Genomic DNA, 18,711 nt, shown 5'->3' on the forward strand with positions numbered 1-18,711 from the left:
AATAATGTATTGATTTGTACCACCTCCACCTCATCCTTCGGGTACTCCTCCTAAATCAGGAGGAGAGTTGATTTGCAGCACATCTATTCTTTTCATCGTAAGATCTAGAATTTTCTCCTATCAACACTACCATCCCTTAAAAGGAGGGGTGGCAGATTTGAGACACGAAAAGCTGACTGGGTGGTATTATTAAGTCTACTATTGTCCAACACAAAATAAAAAATTCTGCTGTTTGATTATAACTTCGAATTTATCAATAGACTACGCGTAAGGACACGCGTAGTTTCCTTGAAAGGAATTAGGATCACTAAATTAGAATAGTACTATACTTCTCTATCAATCCATTTTTTTAACTGAGTAGATATCTTCTCTTTATAATCATCAATAAAACCATATGACTCATCATCAATACGAATCTCTCCTTTGGTAACATGCCCTAATGCTGAAAATGGAGTATCTGCTTCAAGCATAAAGTCAACGAAATCATCTTGTTTTTCAGGAGATACTGAAACCACCACCCGACTTTGAGCTTCCCCAAATAAAAATGCATCCTTACGAACCTCTGCATCTGTTGTTATATCAAAACCAAAACCTAAAGGTAACGATGATTCTAACATATTAAAAAACAAACCTCCTGATGAAACATCATGAACAGAACGAACTAACTTATTCCTAATTAATTGCTTAACCACTTCCTGAACTTCAAGCTCTTCTTCCATATTAAAATATGGAGCAGCATGACTCTTCATTTTATGATAAAAATTCAAATACTCAGACGCATTAATATCATCTTTTGACTGTCCAATTAAGAAAATCATATCGCCCTTATGCTTATAAGTCAAAACGGTATGATGATCCTTTGATTCAACAACTCCAACCATTCCTATGACAGGACATGGAGATATTGCCTTAAGTCTTCCTTCCTGAGAACTTTGGTTGTAAAAACTAACATTACCACTTACCACAGGCGTATTTAAAGCTTTACAAGCATTAGACAACCCTTCTACTGATTGTGTAAATTGCCAAAAAACTTCAGGGTCATACGGATTACCAAAATTTAAACAATCTGTTACTGCCAGAGGAACTCCACCTCCACAAATAATATTTCGAGCAGCTTCTGCAACGGCAATCTGCGCACCTACATAAGGATTCGCTTCAACATAATATGAATTACAATCTACAGTCAGTGCAAGAGTTTTATCTGCTTCCTCAACTTTAACAAATGCAGCATCCGAAGGATATTTATTACTCATTGAATCTTTATGTAAAGCCTGATCAAAAGTATCCATCAAATAACTCTTGGAAACAATATTCAAACTATTCATTAAATCAGCGATCACTTTAGGGTAATGATCCGGCTCCGGAACATCGTCAATCATCAACTCTTTAATGACATTTTCACCGGGCTCCTGAATTTCTCTTTCATAAATAGGAGCCTTCCCCCCTAATCCCACATACGTAACAGGGATTTCAGCCAACAATTCTCCATCTGATTTACAAGTCAGCTTATCAGTTTTATTTACTTTTCCAATGACTGAAAATGCCACTTGCATCGGTTGTAAAATTTCGGAAACTTTGGCTAAATCATCCTTATCAATACAAAGCAAAATCCTGCCCCATGTTTCAGAAAGTAATTTCTCTCTTTCATCCAGATTGTCTTCTCTTACCGGTATTTTACTGCAGTCAATCTCCATACCTGAGTTCCCTCGAGCGGCCATTTCGGTTGCTGCACCGGCAATTCCCCCAGCTCCTATAGTTTGGATTCCTACAACAAGCTTCTTTTCATTCAGAGATTTTACGGCTTTTAGTAAACTCTTTTCGATATTTGAATCCAACATCTGATCATAAGTAATAGCCTCAGTTCCATTTCCTGAGATCACATCAGCAGAAAACACATCATTATCCACACCTTCTTTGCCTGTTAGAGCACCCACAACAAGAATTAATTGACCTTCCTCTGCTGCCACGCCTGAAATCAGATCTTCTTTTTTAGCAATCCCTACTGTCATATTATTTACAATAGGATTTGAATTAAACCCTTTATCAAAACCAACCTCTCCACCAACAACTGGCACCTTCATATTTTCTTCAAAATCTTTTATGCCATTGATAACTTCTGAGAACAACCAACGTGCAGTATCTCGCTCCCCATCACCAAACCTTAATGAATCCAGAAATGCAACAGGCTTCGCTCCCATTGAAAAAACGTCTCGCGTTACAACACGCATTCCTGTTGAGGCACCCAATCTGGGCTGTATGGAACAAGGATGATTGTGTGACTCCATTTTAAACACACATACATAACCATCTCCAATATCAATAGCTCCAGCTGACTCATCTCCGGCCTTTACAATAACATTATCTCCTGTCTTTGGTAGCTTTCCCAACCATTTTAATGAATTTTTATAAGATGCATGTTCCGTCCACAGTCGCGAAAACATATCCAATTCCAATTGATTCGGTTCTCTTTTAAGAATCTCAGAAATTAAATCTATTTCAGCATGGGTTAGGTCTATGTTTTCTGATCCACTGGAGGTAATATTACTGTTCATCTTAATATTTTTTTAAGTTCCTACTAAAAATCATTAATTATTAATGATCCTGTTTTTATCTTTGGAAAACTTCAACATACAAATGGCCTGTTTTCTATCAGGATAACATTTTTTAACTTTTTGAATGTATAAAAAAATTGTGTAAGATAAAAGACTGATCTTTTGCTTTTGATGAATAAATAAAACTTGTACAGCAAATAAATTTTTGGACTAAAATGAATAAAATAGCATTAATCACAGGTGCTACATCCGGAATCGGTGAAGCAACAACTATAGTATTGGCAAAATTAGGGTACAACACCATTATTACAGGTCGTAGAGAGGAGAGACTAATAAAATTAAAGGCTACTTTAGAAAACGAATATTCTATTAAAACACTCCACCTTTGCTTTGATATTAGAAATCAGGAAGAGACTTTAAATGCAATTAATAGCATTCCTGCGGAATGGCAAAATATTGATATTCTTATCAACAATGCTGGCTTAGCTTCAGGAACTGAAAAAATGGACGATGTAAGATGGGATAAATGGCAACAGATGATTGACACCAATATTACTGGTTTATTATTTCTTTCTAAGGAAATTATAAAATTTATGGTTAAAAACCAATCCGGTCATATCATAAACATATCCTCTATTGCTGGTATAAATGTATACGAGGGAGGAAGTGTATATTGCGCTACTAAACATGCAGTAAATGCCATTACCCAGGGAATGAGAATAGATTTATTAAAACACAATATTAAAGTGACATCTATTGCTCCGGGAATGGTAGAAACAGAATTCTCCTTAGTTCGTTTTGGTGGCGATCAACAAAAAGCTGATGATGTATACAAAGGTGTCACTCCTCTTTCTGCTCAGGATATTGCTGAAACCATTGAGTTTGTTGTTACACGTCCTGCTCATGTTAATATCAATGACATATTAATCATGCCAACTCAGCAGGCTAATGCTTATTATACGAATAGGGGTTAAGTAGTCAACGGTCGGCAGTTCTCAGTCGGCAGTCGGCTGAGAACTGATGACTATATGAAGTAAATAGTCGCATAAGCAAAATTAAGCAGAACGCTTTATCAAATTAAAATATAAAAAATCAAACAGATTTACTTTGTCCTCTTCATTCCGTATATTCTGTAAAAACACATACCAACATATAATACTTACGACAACCATTTCCCCACCATCTTCAATTAAACCCAATAAACCTTTAATTACCTTATTTGCATTAATTGAAGTATGTACAACATCCACTACAACACCACAAAATATCAAAACAGCAATCAACAACACCATATCATGACTCAGTTTTCTGAATACTTTAGATCCCAAAATATAAGTTAATAAAACTAATAATAACAATACTAAACCTACAGTACCAGATACCATTAACTCACCAATATCCTGAATTCTAAGTCCGGCAAATGAGACATTCGGAAGTCCACGAGCAACAATAGCCCCAGCAATCTCATGAAACTGCAAAGCATCATCCAATAACAGGTAAGTAAAAAACAATCCCCATACATTATAACTAAAAGATCGTTTTTTAAATGATAGATATACCAATAGAAATATGATCCAAAACCATTTTATATATTGGTATATTTCCGAATATCCTCTATCTGTACCTAAAGAAAGCATTGAATCATCCCAATAAAAGACTTTATTTATTATATGTAGCATTAAAAATACTATGTCGGTACTAAAAAGCAACACAAGTAAAAGAGTGCTTGATTGCTCATGAAATTTTCCCTTGAGTTCAGATATCATTTTCAGTTTATTAAATTAAAAGAAAACCATTATAAATATTTTAGTAGAGGAATAAAAAGAGTAACATTCTAAATGTTTCCTTTCTATCACCAATATAATTACGGTAAGCTCAATTATTTACTGAGTTAATATAAAACTAATAAAAATGGTAATACGGTAGTATTTCATGCTCTTTAATTTTTTACAAATATTTTATCAATACAATTAAAACTAGTGAAGCAATGCATCTATTGAATAAATAAACCATTTAGTGCTAATTTTAATAACGACTACGAGTATAAAATATGATAAATTGGTAATTCCAAGATACTTTTTTCTATATTAAGAAGTAATTTATTAGAGAACCATTTTTTTTTAGAAATTCAGATTGCTTATTTAATACAACTAAAGTTCTTATTGAGTTACTTGGAAATTAATTTATAGTTTAATAATATTCTTAAGAATTTAGGAAGAAGTCCATTGGGTTAATGGGAAAATTAAGTAGAACTGCTTCATCCTATTATTACTATGAGATTGTACATTCTGAATTAATTTAATCTTCTATGTTTAAATTAGAGAAGCAGGGAGATTTTGTTACATATCAGATATCCCATAATTATTAAAATCTATCTTTAATAAGAATAAATTGGAATTTTATCAATTATTTCTGACGTTTAAACAAAGTATTATCATTACAATTTTCAAAAGCAGTACCTTAAATAATGTTATATTTAAGTGTTTATCAATAGTTTTTTCTATAGTTAAACTAATAATCTTTAATAAATTAATTATAGTATTATGAAAGAAAAAATTAGAAGTTTTATTGCTGAAATAACATTTAATGATTCTTCTTTAATTAAGGATGATACAATGATTTTTGACGAAGGAATTTTTGATTCTATGGGATTATTGGGACTCATTAACTTTATTGAAAGTGAATTTAATGTTTTGGCTGAAGATTCAGATCTTCAGGAAGAAAATTTTGGATCAGTAGAGAGAATTGTTGCTTTTATAGAAAAGAAACAAACTCAAGCTGCTTAGTTTATCTTTACTCAAAAAGCAAGGAGTGATCTTCTGCTAGAAAAGAACATTAGTTCTGTTGGAAATAATTTTACGTACTACATATATAATCTATCACTTTTATAACTAGTGATTCTAGATTAAATAAGCCTCTTGTAGCTATTGGCTAATACCCAAAAGCTAACTGTCATTAGTGAATAGTTTTTATTACATATCAAGAAGCTAAAAACTAATAATCAAAATTCAATACTTATGTGTGGAATAGCAGGTTTTGTACCAAGAAATTTTGTCTCCAATCCCGAACGCACATTAAATGCGATGTTGACTCGCATTCAGCATCGGGGTCCGGATGAGTGCGGAACATACCTATCTGATAGGCTATGCATGGGGAACGTAAGATTAAGTATAGTTGATCTTGCATCTGGGCAGCAACCGTTATCCACTCAGGATGGTAGATATTGGATTGCATACAACGGTGAAGTTTTTAATTATCTGGAGTTAAAAAGAGATCTGGAAATTAAAGGACATACTTTTAAAACCAATTGTGATACTGAGATTGTTGTTCATATGTATCAAGAGTATGGCTCTGAATGTCTTCAACACCTTAACGGACAGTTTGCATTTTCAATTTGGGATGAAGTAAAGGATGAATTATTTCTTGCCAGGGATAGAATGGGAATCAGACCGCTTTTTTATTCCTATCAAAAAGAAAATTTTGTTTTTGGATCAGAAATTAAGTCTATTTTTGAATTTCCTGAAATAAACAGAGCATTAAATCATCGTGGTCTTCAACAAGTATTTACATTTTGGACAACACTAACACCACAAACTATATTTGAAGATGTATATGAATTACCTCCCGGACATTATGCTATATTTAATAGGGACAAAAGTTTAACCATTCATCGTTATTGGGATTTAAAATATGAAAAAAATAATTCTTTGACGATTGAAACTGCAAAAAATCAGTTTCAATCTTTATTTGAAGACTCCATAAAGTTGAGAATGAGAGCAGATGTACCTGTAGCAGCATATTTGAGTGGAGGTTTGGATTCAACAAGTACAACGGCATTTATAAAGAAAATGTTTCCTGAAGCCTTAAATACTTTTTCAATAGGTTTTGAAGAGCAAGATTTTGATGAAACGATTTTTCAAAAAGAAGTGGCAGATCATCTGGACACAAGGCATCATTCAGTCATATTTAAAAATGATGATGTTATAGATTTATTCTATGACGTAATTTGGCATACTGAAATACCTGTTTTACGTTCAGCTCCTTTCCCTATGTATAAGCTTTCTAAGCTAGTTAGAGACAATGATATAAAAGTAGTTATAACAGGAGAAGGAGCAGATGAAATGCTTGGGGGCTATAATGTTTTTAAAGAAGCTATTATCAGGCATTTTTGGTCAAAATATCCGGATTCTAAGATTAGACCAATGCTTCTTAAAAAGCTGTATCCATATTTACCTCAATTACAGGGTGCCGGCAATAGTATGTTGAAATTATTTTTTGGATATAAACTTTTGGAAACGGATTCCCCCATATACTCTCATCTCTTAAGATGGAATAATACCAGCCGAATTGCCAACCATTTTTCAGAAGACCTTAGAAAAACTTTAAATGGGAAAGATATAGTGCGTAAATATGAAGAATCTGTTATAGAAAAAATTAAGAATTATTCTCCTTTATCTAAAGCTCAATATATAGAATCTACAGTATTTATGTCAGGTTATTTATTGTCTTCTCAAGGTGACCGTATGGCCATGGGTAACTCTGTTGAAGGCAGATATCCTTTCCTGGACCACAGAATTATTGAATTTTGTGCATCCTTACCTGATGATTTTAAGTTGAATGGATTAAATGAAAAATATTTATTAAAAGAAGTTGTTAAAAATGTGATTCCTCAATCAGTTTTAAAAAGACCAAAACAAGCATATAGAGCCCCAATTGCTCAAGCATTATTAAACAACAAAAATGGATTTGTAGATGATACACTAGCTTCTTCTGCTATTAAGTCTTTTGGAGTTTTTAATGAAAAAAGCATTGCTGGTTTAATTACAAAAATGAGGAAAACCCCAAATATTTCAGAAATTGATAATATGGCTTTAATGGGTATCCTATCAACTCAAATATTATATAAACAATATATTGAAGAATTTCGATATTTAAAGGATGAGGAGATTAGGAAGGGTGTGGTGAGAAACTAGTTATCTGTCTTTATGTCTCTGATAGTAACTTTTAGTAATCAGGCAGAAGGGATAAAGGAACATAGAGAACTGTGATTAATACTTATTAGAGTTTATGCGCTACAAAAAATACTTAAAGAGTTATAAAACTTCGATTCTATACCAATAGTAAAATACTAACAACTAATAGCTAATAGTAAAATATAACCAAATACAACATTATGACTAAAAGACCATTTTCAAAAGATATACTTCACCTTGAAAATATTGATGAAGTAATTGATATGATTTGTGAAAAATTAAGAGAGGATGTTTACAAACGATTTCGTCGCTATGGCGGTGTAATTGGAATAAGTGGTGGTATTGATTCCTCAGTAACTTTAGCGCTAGCCGCAAAAGCATTCGGACCAGAAAAACTCCTTGCAATTATGCTACCAGAAACGGATTCCAGTCCTGAGAGTGAACTATTGGCCATAGAATTGGCTGACAAATTTGGAGTTAAAAGCATTGTTGAAAATATAAGTGGAGCTCTGGAAGGATTTGGTTGTTACAAACGCAGGGATGAAGCCGTTAAAAATGTGATTCCTGAATTTAATCCGGCAACGGATAAAATGAAAGTAATCATACCTGAAGAATTTGTAAACAAAAACCTTCCTCCGGTACATTTTGTATCCGTTATTCTTAAAGACGGGACAAAGAAAAGAGCCCGTTTACCGCTTAAGGAGTATTTACAAATTGTAGCTGCATCTAATTTTAAACAACGAAGCAGGGCTAACATGTTATATTATCATGCAGAAGCTTTAAATTATGCAGTAATCGGAACTCCCAATAAACATGAAGTTCAACAAGGCTTTTTTGTTAAATATGGAGATGGTGCTGCTGATGTAATGCCAATAGGGAATTTATTTAAAACACAAGTTTACCAAATTGCAAAACATTTAGGTGTGCCTGATGCTATTATTCAAAGAACTCCAACTACGGATACTTATTCTGCAGAACAAACTCAGGAAGAATTCTTCTACCAAATGCCTTTTGAAAAAATGGATTTGTTATGGTATGGTTGGGAAAATAATTATGCTGCTGAAGAAGTTGCTCCTGTAATGGAAATGACTGCTGAACAGGTAAATAATATTTTCAAGAATTTTGCCCGTAAAAAGCAGACTACAGAATACTTAAGAACTCCTCCTTTACATGATTATTATATTAAGAAACAATTAGTAAAAATGTAATTTGGAGCTAGGAAGTAAATTTAAAATGTATATGGTTTAATTTAAATATTTGACTTATGAACTGTATTGATTACTTGTTGCCAAATGATATTAATAATGGAGAGATATTTGTTTTAGGAAAAAGAGAGCCATTAAGCTTTTATGAACTGAGATCACAAGTAGCATCTTTAGCTGTTTATTTGAATCAAGAATATGGTACAGGAAATAAGTTTATTTTATTATCTCCTAACAGTAATTATTTTATTATATGTTATTTGGCTATAATGAAATCTGGGAACGTGGTAATTCCTTTAAATCCTTCCATTGAAAAAGATTCATTGCAATATATAAAAGACCAGGCTGAAGTTAGCCTGGCATTTATTCCTCATATTTTACATAAGCAAACATTAGTCACTTTTGAGAATATTTGGGACGAATATAAAATCAATGATATTGTTCAAGAAAGAATTGAATATGAGAATCATATAAACTTTGAACCGAATACTCTTGCTCAAATCATTTATACTTCCGGCTCAACTGCTATGCCCAAAGGAGTTATGATTTCTCATAAAAATATAATTGCAAATACTACTTCAATAATAGAGTATCTAAAACTCACTGATAAAGATATTATGGAATGTGTTTTGCCTTTCTTTTATTGTTATGGACTTTCGTTGCTTCATACTCATCTGAAAGTCAAAGGTAAAATTGTTTTAAACAATAATTTTATGTTTTTAGGTTCAGTAATTAATGATCTACAAAAATATAAATGTACCGGATTTGCAGGCGTACCCAGTCATTTCCAAATTTTACTTCGGGTATCTGATTCTTTCAAAAATGAAGATTTCCCAAATTTACGATATGTAACTCAGGCTGGCGGAAAATTACATACTGCTTTTATCGCTGAATTTCGACAAGCAAAACCAGATACAAAATTTATTGTAATGTATGGTCAAACAGAAGCCACTGCCAGGCTCTCGTATTTACCTCCCGAGAAATTAAATGATAAATTAGGATCAATAGGAAAGGGAATCCCCGGAGTTGAATTAAAAGTAGTCGACAGCAATGGTGAAATAATAAAACCAAATGAAATAGGAGAAATAATAGCCAAAGGCGATAACATCATGTTAGGCTATTTTAAAGATGAAAAGTCTACAAAAGAAACACTAAAAGATGGTTGGTTGTATACAGGGGATCTCGCAAAGGTTGATGAAGATGGTTTTATTTACCATGCTGCCAGAAGAAAAGAGATTATTAAGGTTGGAGGAAAAAGGGTAAGTCCTAAAGAAATTGAGGAAGTAATCGTTTCTATTCCCGGTGTCGTAGATTGTACGATAGAGGCAGTCTCTGATGAAGTTTTAGGAGAAGCAATTAAGGCGATTATTGTCAAAAACGAAACAAATGAAGAATTAACTGTTGACAAAATAAAGTCTTCATGTAGTGCCCGTCTATCGACCTATAAGATACCAAAATTCATTGAGTTTGCTTCAAAAGTTAATGTTAATGCAGCAGGGAAAAAAGTAGCGAAAAGCCATAACTATTAAATATTTTTACGGAAATACAAGTCCTTTTTCACGTGTTTTTAATCAGTTATCACATTTTTTAGGTTGTTAGTGTAAATAAGTGGACTTTTAATAATCGCCTTTGTACCTTGTTTAATGTATGTTTAAATAATAGGCTTATGAATTCACTAAGTACAAATGCATCAGTTAGTTTGGGTTCTAATGTTATTTACGAGGAGGTTGGTGCTCATTTAAATATATCTTTAGATCCGGATAAAAAACAATTGTTAAAAAATCTGGATATCTCCGAATATGAATATATCTCTAGGCATCTCATTCCCGAACGTGCAAGCACTAAAGTTAAGCAAGTGAATAATGCATCTGAACTTAACATTAGTGAATTTAGCAAATCAACAAGTTTGATAAACCTTAGCCTTATAAATAAATCCCGTTATATTAATCAATTTTTAATACAAGTAAATAAATGCTTACCTGATGCAGGCATTTTTATTGGTTGCTTAGAAACTGTTGAACAAAAATATCAGAATACTCTTGGTAAAAAACGTAGCATTTTCAATTTATTGTATTGGTTATATTGTTTTATAGTACATCGAGTGTTTCCTAAAATGCTATATATACAAAAATTATATTTCTTCTTAACACAAGGAAAATTTCGTTGGATTTCTCAAGCCGAAATTTTAGGGAGGCTGGTTAGTTGTGGGTTTGAAATCATTGAATTTAGTGTCGTAAATAATAAATTTTATTTCGTGGTAATGAAAGTCAGCGAACCTGATTCCAGTAAAAAACCGTCTTTTATGCCATTTTTTCCCATGAACAGAGTAGGTAAAAATGGTAAAATGATTAAAGTATATAAATTGAGAACCATGCATCCTTATTCTGAATACTTACAGAGTTTTGTTGTTAAACTCAATGGTTATAATGAATATGGAAAACCTGCAGATGATTTTAGATTAGCTATTTGGGGTAAATTTTATCGAAAATATTGGCTGGATGAACTACCTCAGTTTATTAATGTTTTTAAAGGTGAATTAGGATTGGTTGGTGTAAGACCTTTAAGCATGACCAGATTTAAAGAATTGCCTGAGGATGTTCAAAAAATGAGAATCAAATTTAAACCCGGATGTATTCCTCCTTATGTTTCTCTTAATATGCCTGATGAAAATGGAAATATTGAAGCTGAACGAATTTATATGAAAGAAAGACTTGAAAATGGTTTTACAACTGACATTAAATACTTTTTCCTAGCTTTATTCAATATTCTTTCTGGAAAAATAAAGAGTTCTTAATAAGAACTTTTTAGTGTATTAATATACTACTTCAAGACCAACCTCATAGGTGTTAACTACAATAAAACATTAAATTTTACACACAACACTATTTGTGAAAAATAATTAACAGCACCTTACAAATTACACAAGTACTACTATACTCGAATTATTCAAACATTACAAACTTTAAAGTACTAGGAGTAAAATATAGGTTGAATATCGACTTTTAAAACTCTACATTCATAATCTTTACTCAAATAAAACTAATGAAATATAAATATCTACATGAACCATTCTTAGATTCTGCTAAATTATACAGAAATAAAATCGCTATAATTAACGATGACAAACAAATAAGTTATCAACAACTAAATACCTATTCAAAAATATTAGCAAATATATTACTCTCTTTTGCTACAAACAAAACAAAGATTGTTGCTGTATGTTTAGATAAAGGTTGGGAACAAATTGTAAGCGTGTTAGCCATTTTAAAAGCAGGGTTTACTTATCTTCCAATATCACCTGAATATCCATTAAATAGGATCTCCAAAATTATAGAACAGGCAAATATTGATATTATAATTTCTGTAAATGATTTTAAAAATCTTTTTTCTAATGAAATATATTTTATTGATTTCAACAAAATAAATTTAATAGCTACTGAAAATAAAGAATTAACTGTTATTAATAAGGAAGAATTAGCTTATATTATTTGCACATCTGGTACAACAGATATCCCCAAAGGTGTAATGATTGAGCATAAGGCTGCTCTAAATACAATTCTCGACATAAATAAAAGGTTTAAAATTAATAATAAAGATACAATCCTATCTTTATCTGAATTAAACTTCGACTTAAGCGTTTTTGATATCTTTGGTGGATTAGCAGCTGGAGCCACTATTGTCATTCCAAGAAAATCTAGCAAACGATTTTCCTTGCATTGGTATAACCTTATTATTAAACACAACATAACAATATGGAATTCTGTTCCTTCATTCATGTTGTTATTTATGGAATGTGCAAAAAAATTTAATCATTCTATCCCAATTCGATTAGTCATGATGAGTGGTGACTGGATTCCTATAGATTTACCATCTAGAATAAAAGAACAAATTCCTAATGCAATTATTGTAAGTCTAGGAGGAGCTACCGAGGCTTCAATATGGTCCATTTTTTATATAATTAATAAAATTGAAGAAAATTGGAATAGCATACCTTATGGAAAAGCTTTGACAAATCAGGAAATGTATGTACTCAATGACAACCTGGAAGAATGTGAAATAAACGAAACTGGTGAAATATGTATTTCTGGTTTAGGCTTAGCTAAAGGCTATATCAATAACACAGAGCTAACTGAAAAAGCTTTTATTGTTCACCCTACATCGAATAAACGTATTTATAAGACAGGGGATTTAGGTAGATATATGCAAGATGGAAATATTGAGATATTGGGTAGAAAAGATCTTCAAGTCAAAGTTAATGGCTATAGAATAGAATTAAAAGAGATAGAATATATTTTAAACCAACACCCTTACATTTTTCTTACTATTGTTAATATCTGGAGTAAAAATTTATTATCTCAAAAACACCTAATATGCTACATAAAAATGAATCAGGGATATATATTATCAGTCAAAGATATTAAAAAATACTTAAAGACTAAGCTACCTGAATACATGATCCCTAATTTTTATTGTTTTATTGATGAAATACCATTAACTACCAATGGAAAAGTAGATAGAAGTGCTTTTTCAATTCCTGACATACTATTATGTGTTAAATAGAAAATCAGGGCTACAAATTTAGATACATATACAAAACAAATTTAAATGAGATTAAGAATATGAGTTAATTCTCAATAAATATAAAAAACAATTAAATTACCTTTTGATGAAAACCTCTTTAAAAAATTTTATATTTCTTTATTTTATTACTGCTAGACCTATTTTATATTTGTAAATATGCATTAAAAAAATACTAATAGGGAATATAAATTTTACCATCCCAGCATTAACTAAATAAGTGTTATTTTTAAGTAGAACATAAGCAATATATTTTTCGACTAAAAAACTGAATCAAATCAATCTTGTCAAAAAATCACTATTACTATTTTTTACCTCTGACAAACAATTAAATACAATAAAAACCCTATACATGTAATTGCATTTTATTTCATTTGTCACTACCTTTGGCATTAGTTTGCATATTATCATTTTTATTTCTAGAACTTAAAATTGTCAAATAACTAAGTTTATTATCATAGATAATTTAACATGTAATACTTGACAATTCTCTCAACTTTTATGGTGACTAATATATAGTTAGTGTATTTTTTTAATCATCAAAAGTTTTTATTAATGGTAAAAATTAAACAACTCATTTTTTTTGTGTATTTCATCCCAATTTTACTTGCTTTTTTATCAGGTGAAGTTAATGCACAAAAAATATTTCCAGGGGCAATGGGTTTTGGATCAGATTCCAGAGGGGCATATAGCGGTAGTTCAACACCGACTATATTATATGTAGACGTACTAGATGCAGGTTCTGTTCAATCTTCAAGCAACTCCGGTTCTTTTGAATGGTGTATTGGCAGAGATTATCCTAGAATTATTTTATTTAAAGTTGGCGGTGTAATTGATTATTCAAAAACTAGTACACGAAGAATTACCATAAGAAATCCTTATGTGAATATATATGGACAATCAGCTCCATCTCCTGGTGTTACTATTTTTTCATGTGGTATATATGTACAATCACACGATATTCTAATTCAACATTTAAAAATACGATTTGGTGATTACCCATTACCAAACGGGAACGTTGATATTAGAGATTGTATTGCTGTAACAGATGATGCAGAAAACGTTGTAATTGACCATTGTAGTATATCTTGGTCTCAAGATGAAATCGTTTCATGTTACGCATCAAATACAACTTTTTCTAACACTTTATTTTATGATCCACTACATTATTCAGCACACGCTGATGAAAGTGGAGTTCATAATCCAGAAGCTCATGGCTATGGGCCTTTAGTTCCATTATATGAAGGTAGTTTTTCTTTTATTAGAAACTTTTTAGGATGGACCACTTATCGTAATCCAGCATATGATGCTGTAACTCTAGTACATGCCAATAATTTTATATATACATACTCTTATAGGGCTACTGAAATAAATGGTTCTAAAGGAGGATCCTGGGCTTGCCTGGTTGGAAATGTTAATTTTCCAACAGAAGGCAGAATTGGAAGTTCCTTAGCTGAACACTCATGCTATTTAACCAGTTATGTTCCTGAGAATTCCAGAATATATTTAAATGATAATCTTTGTGTACGAAAACAGGAAGGCCATTCTGATATTGATAATGCATATACAGAAAACTGGTCAAGTACAAAACGAAGTACTGTTTTAGTAACGAATCCTGCTAGTACAGGTCTTAATTTAAATGATTATGACATACTTCCTTCTTCAGATGTAGAACAATATATATACGATCAAGTAGGAGCATTTTATTGGGATAGAGATAAATATGATATTGATGCCTTAAACCGACTAAAAAACAGAACTGGTAATTTCACAAATAGTCCAACAGACCTTCCTGCAAGAGCATATAACATGGACCCATTTTTTGGGTGGAGAACAAAAGATGGTAACATGGAAAACGGCTATAATTTTTCCAGCAATCCGGTTTCATTTTCAGTTAATGGTACAAACATAAGATTAAATGAAAATTTAACATCAGTAACTGCAGTACTATCTGCCATTAACAATCAATTACCTTCAGGTACAGTAGCAATTGACCACCCTCATAAAGATTCTCATCACATAATTATACAAACTACTGCAAAAGGAAGCTATGCTACTCTTACTGTTAGTGGAGATGATCTTCGCGTATTTGGAATCTATCCCGGTACATATTATGGCAGTGATGGCATTGGTTACCCGGATTTTCAGGAAACAAATCATGAAATAAATCTTCCAAATAATCCGCACAATGATGATAATGGCAATGGTTACACTAACCTTGAGGACTGGATATTTGATAATAAATGCAATCTAAGTATAGAAAGTCAAATTACAGACTCGGAAAAAGGGACTAACAACGGATCTATTACATTAGAAGTTTCTGGTGGTACTGAACCATATTCTTTTTTATGGTCCGATAACAACGTAACTGATCAGAATCGGGATAATTTAAGTGGAGGATCATATTCTGTTACAGTAACAGATGATAATGATTGTCAAATTCAACAAACATTTGAAGTAAATGAGGACAGTATCTACATTGATAATATTGATATAAATAATGGAATTATTACAACATATTTTAGTTCTACAGGTTCATGTTCTACTGCAACTATTATTATTGACGACAATTCCGGAAATAATATTTATACCACAACGTCAGATGTTCAATCTGGATTTTCAATAAACTTATCTTCGGAATGTACTGATTGTGTTACTGACTCATATAATTTATCAATTACATGTGGAAATCTTTCTGACAGTGAAATTATAAATTATTCTAAACCTTCGATAGGAAATACTGAGTCTGACCCTTGTATTAACTTTAATTTATCCGGGAGTACTACTAATGAAGATTACCAACAGAGTAATGGTTCGATTACATTAAATATTAGCGGAGGGACAGAACCATATACCTATAATTGGAATGATGGCAATACAAATAAGGATCGAACAAATTTAATGGCAGGAGACTATACCATAACTGTTACAGATAATTCTAATTGCTCCATAAATGATACATTTACAGTAGAAGAAAACTCAATTGATATAATATCCTCTAATATTACAGATGGAATTATAACAACAGAGTTTACTGCTTCTGGGGAGTGCTCAAGTGTTTCTTACGCTCTTATTTTTGATGGTAATACTGTAATTGGTCCAATTTCTGATATTGTAACAGGATTTAGTATTAACATTCCTGATGAATGTCCATCATGTACAAACGGAACATATAACCTCATCTTATCATGTGGAAATGTGTCTGCACAACAAAGTATCAATTATGCAGTAGCCACTGATCCTTGCAATAATTTTACTATTGATGGTTATATTTCCAATTCAGACTTCGAACAGCAAAATGGGACTATTACTTTAGCTATTGAAGGAGGAACTCAACCTTATCGTTACTTATGGAATGATACTTCAACTGAAGAAAACAGAACTAATTTAGATGTCGGAATTTATACAGTAACAGTAACTGATGCTAATAATTGTTCTGTTAATAGGTCCTTTGCTGTAAAAGAAAATAAAATTGAAATTTCAAGTGTTCAAATAAATAATGGAGTATTAACTACATATTTTACAACTTCAGGTGAGTGTAACAACATAACATACATATTGTATGATGCAGGTAATAATGTTATCGATAATTCTGAACAAATTGTTCAATCTGGATTTAGTATCAATATTTCTAATATCTGCTCAACTTGTAATGACGGAACATATCACATAGATCTAATATGTAATAATTTAAGGGATTCTGAAAATTTTGATTACATTTCAACTTCAGATCCTTGTGAAAACTTTGTTGTTACTGGAGAAAAAACAGACACAGAATACGATAATGAGGTTGGTATTATTAATCTTACTGTAAGCGGAGGATCAGAGCCATATACATTCACATGGAGTGATGGTGCTGTTTCTCAAAATAGAGATCAACTTAGTAATGGAACCTATACTGTTGAGGTAACTGACGCTAACAATTGCAGCCAACAATTAAGTTTTACAATAGTTAAAAAATCAATCCCACTCGAAATTTTAAAATTCTATCCAAATCCAACAACAGGTCTGATCGCTATTGAATATACAAGTCCAATTGTATCAACTGTTGAAATAATTGCTGAAAGTAAGAATGGAGATACTATTTTAAATTTTTCTGAAACAAGTATAATCGGGAAGAATAAGATTACTATTGATATCTCTGTTGATAAAAATGGTAACTCAAATCCCAATGGCCCATATACAATCATATTGAGACAGGAAAATGAAGAAGATATAATTGATATAATTAAAATAAAATAACCTTTCAAAAACTCATAAAAAGAAGAGGCTGTTCGTAAATATTAACAGCCTCTTTCTTCTTTATTTTTGTCTAGTCCTGAAATACAGTTTACAACAAAAGCATTTTAAATTAGAACTTTTTAATCATTAAAGACTTTATAAAGAGTATTATACACTAACATATCTGGTCTTAAATTTTGTTGATAATAAAGCCAATTATTAAGCATCATTGATTCTCGAATGCTTGGATTATCAATTAGTCTTTGTATATTTTCAATTAACTCATTTGGCTCTCTAAACTCTAAATAATTTTGATTTTTTTTAAAATCTCCTGGTAATTCAGAAATAAACTCCTCGCTAACAATTGCTTTAGATTTTGCCACATATTCACCCATTTTCCAACCGATAGACTTATGTAATCCCATTGTTGATACACAAATTGAAGATTCATCCAATACTTTAAAATAACCTTCTTTAGAGACAATTTTAGAATTATTTACACAATATTCTTTATAAAATTTATCTGAATATTCACTATTTGCAAAACCACCTAAAAAGATATCTCCAAATTCTCTTCTACATAAATCAATACACTTAGCTCTTGTATCATTTATATAACGTCGTTCATCCTTCTTTTCTTTTGATTCTGAAATTTCTTCAGGATTCCATGTTCTTGTTAAAAATAGTATTTTAGGGTCTGATAAGAATAAAGGCATTCTTTCGATATTATTAAAATTACAAACATCCCACTTAAAGTCATTCATCCAGCTACTAATAAAAGTATGCTTTAATATGTATTTAAGCATGCCTGGGAATTTAATAATATACTTAAATTCTAAACCAAAATTTTGATCACTTGTAACCAGATAATTAAATCCTAAAGGAAAAATTTTCTCTGATATGTCCAAATCTTTAAAATATTGTCTAGAGCAATCTCTTTTAAAATAAAAATCAAATTCAAAATCAAAATATTCTTCCGGTATGTTATAATCATCCCTTACATCATAAATAATTTTTACTCCATTTACTATTGCCATTAAGGTTTGATTATGTTTCAAGTCCTTTCTTTTATTAATAAAGACTTTAAAAGAACTAAAAACACCTTTTTGATTAAGCTCACTAAAACCAGTATAAACTTGTTGAAGGTGCCTATTTATAGAATTTAAGTATAATTCGCATTTCATA

At 31.3% G+C, this 18,711-nt stretch carries 11 protein-coding genes; 8 read left to right on the forward strand and 3 right to left on the reverse strand.

Annotation, left to right across the window (positions count from 1 at the left end):
* Nucleotides 1-323 precede the first annotated feature (323 nt).
* Nucleotides 324-2,552, reverse strand: a complete 2,229-nt coding sequence (purL, locus tag OM075_RS07075) for a phosphoribosylformylglycinamidine synthase subunit PurL (RefSeq protein ID WP_301189787.1) — start codon at nucleotides 2,550-2,552, stop codon at nucleotides 324-326.
* 215 nt (nucleotides 2,553-2,767) lie between these two features.
* On the opposite strand from purL, the gene OM075_RS07080 reads away from it, so the two are divergent.
* Nucleotides 2,768-3,526 carry an SDR family NAD(P)-dependent oxidoreductase gene (locus OM075_RS07080; RefSeq protein ID WP_301189788.1) on the forward strand — a complete coding sequence of 253 codons (759 nt, stop codon included), beginning with the start codon at nucleotides 2,768-2,770 and terminating at the stop codon, nucleotides 3,524-3,526.
* Nucleotides 3,527-3,607: 81 nt separating this feature from the next.
* On the opposite strand, the gene OM075_RS07085 is transcribed toward OM075_RS07080, so the two are convergent.
* Nucleotides 3,608-4,231, reverse strand: a complete 624-nt coding sequence (locus OM075_RS07085) for a DUF8692 domain-containing protein (protein WP_301189789.1) — start codon at nucleotides 4,229-4,231, stop codon at nucleotides 3,608-3,610.
* Nucleotides 4,232-5,095: 864 nt separating this feature from the next.
* Between OM075_RS07085 and OM075_RS07090 the strand changes: the two genes are divergently transcribed.
* The 7 genes from OM075_RS07090 (at nucleotide 5,096) to OM075_RS07120 (ending at nucleotide 17,547) form a co-directional block, all read left to right on the forward strand.
* Nucleotides 5,096-5,338 carry an acyl carrier protein gene (locus OM075_RS07090; RefSeq protein ID WP_301189790.1) on the forward strand — a complete coding sequence of 81 codons (243 nt, stop codon included), beginning with the start codon at nucleotides 5,096-5,098 and terminating at the stop codon, nucleotides 5,336-5,338.
* Between the two features lie 231 nt (nucleotides 5,339-5,569).
* Nucleotides 5,570-7,525 carry an asparagine synthase (glutamine-hydrolyzing) gene (gene asnB / locus OM075_RS07095; protein ID WP_301189791.1) on the forward strand — a complete coding sequence of 652 codons (1,956 nt, stop codon included), beginning with the start codon at nucleotides 5,570-5,572 and terminating at the stop codon, nucleotides 7,523-7,525.
* A gap of 200 nt (nucleotides 7,526-7,725) precedes the next feature.
* Nucleotides 7,726-8,733: an NAD(+) synthase gene (gene nadE, locus OM075_RS07100; protein ID WP_301189792.1), complete on the forward strand. Its 1,008-nt coding sequence runs from the start codon at nucleotides 7,726-7,728 to the stop codon at nucleotides 8,731-8,733.
* Nucleotides 8,734-8,789: 56 nt separating this feature from the next.
* Nucleotides 8,790-10,256 carry a class I adenylate-forming enzyme family protein gene (locus OM075_RS07105; protein ID WP_301189793.1) on the forward strand — a complete coding sequence of 489 codons (1,467 nt, stop codon included), beginning with the start codon at nucleotides 8,790-8,792 and terminating at the stop codon, nucleotides 10,254-10,256.
* Nucleotides 10,257-10,393: 137 nt separating this feature from the next.
* A complete protein-coding gene (locus OM075_RS07110) occupies nucleotides 10,394-11,521 on the forward strand; it encodes a sugar transferase (protein ID WP_301189794.1) in 1,128 nt (375 codons plus the stop codon).
* Between the two features lie 248 nt (nucleotides 11,522-11,769).
* The gene (locus OM075_RS07115; protein WP_301189795.1) at nucleotides 11,770-13,287 is read left to right on the forward strand and encodes an amino acid adenylation domain-containing protein; all 1,518 of its coding nucleotides are present in this window, start codon (nucleotides 11,770-11,772) and stop codon (nucleotides 13,285-13,287) included.
* A 573-nt stretch (nucleotides 13,288-13,860) separates the two neighbouring features.
* Nucleotides 13,861-17,547, forward strand: a complete 3,687-nt coding sequence (locus tag OM075_RS07120) for a SprB repeat-containing protein (RefSeq protein WP_301189796.1) — start codon at nucleotides 13,861-13,863, stop codon at nucleotides 17,545-17,547.
* A gap of 119 nt (nucleotides 17,548-17,666) precedes the next feature.
* Here OM075_RS07120 and OM075_RS07125 read toward each other — a convergent pair whose 3' ends face one another.
* Nucleotides 17,667-18,710, reverse strand: coding sequence for a hypothetical protein (locus tag OM075_RS07125; RefSeq protein ID WP_301189797.1), 1,044 nt, complete (start codon nucleotides 18,708-18,710; stop codon nucleotides 17,667-17,669).
* Nucleotide 18,711 lies beyond the last annotated feature (1 nt).

The organism is Plebeiibacterium sediminum (assembly GCF_026013605.1).
Classification (GTDB): Bacteria; Bacteroidota; Bacteroidia; order Bacteroidales; family Marinilabiliaceae; genus Saccharicrinis; species Saccharicrinis sediminus.

Coding starts and splice junctions, on each gene's coding strand:
- OM075_RS07080 (WP_301189788.1), top strand. CDS start 2,768: ATGAATAAAATAGCATTAATCACAGGTGCTACATCCGGAATCGGTGAA.
- OM075_RS07115 (WP_301189795.1), top strand. CDS start 11,770: ATGAAATATAAATATCTACATGAACCATTCTTAGATTCTGCTAAATTA.
- purL (WP_301189787.1), bottom strand. CDS start 2,552: ATGAACAGTAATATTACCTCCAGTGGATCAGAAAACATAGACCTAACC.
- asnB (WP_301189791.1), top strand. CDS start 5,570: ATGTGTGGAATAGCAGGTTTTGTACCAAGAAATTTTGTCTCCAATCCC.
- OM075_RS07085 (WP_301189789.1), bottom strand. CDS start 4,231: ATGCTACATATAATAAATAAAGTCTTTTATTGGGATGATTCAATGCTT.
- OM075_RS07090 (WP_301189790.1), top strand. CDS start 5,096: ATGAAAGAAAAAATTAGAAGTTTTATTGCTGAAATAACATTTAATGAT.
- nadE (WP_301189792.1), top strand. CDS start 7,726: ATGACTAAAAGACCATTTTCAAAAGATATACTTCACCTTGAAAATATT.
- OM075_RS07125 (WP_301189797.1), bottom strand. CDS start 18,710: ATGAAATGCGAATTATACTTAAATTCTATAAATAGGCACCTTCAACAA.
- OM075_RS07110 (WP_301189794.1), top strand. CDS start 10,394: ATGAATTCACTAAGTACAAATGCATCAGTTAGTTTGGGTTCTAATGTT.
- OM075_RS07120 (WP_301189796.1), top strand. CDS start 13,861: ATGGTAAAAATTAAACAACTCATTTTTTTTGTGTATTTCATCCCAATT.
- OM075_RS07105 (WP_301189793.1), top strand. CDS start 8,790: ATGAACTGTATTGATTACTTGTTGCCAAATGATATTAATAATGGAGAG.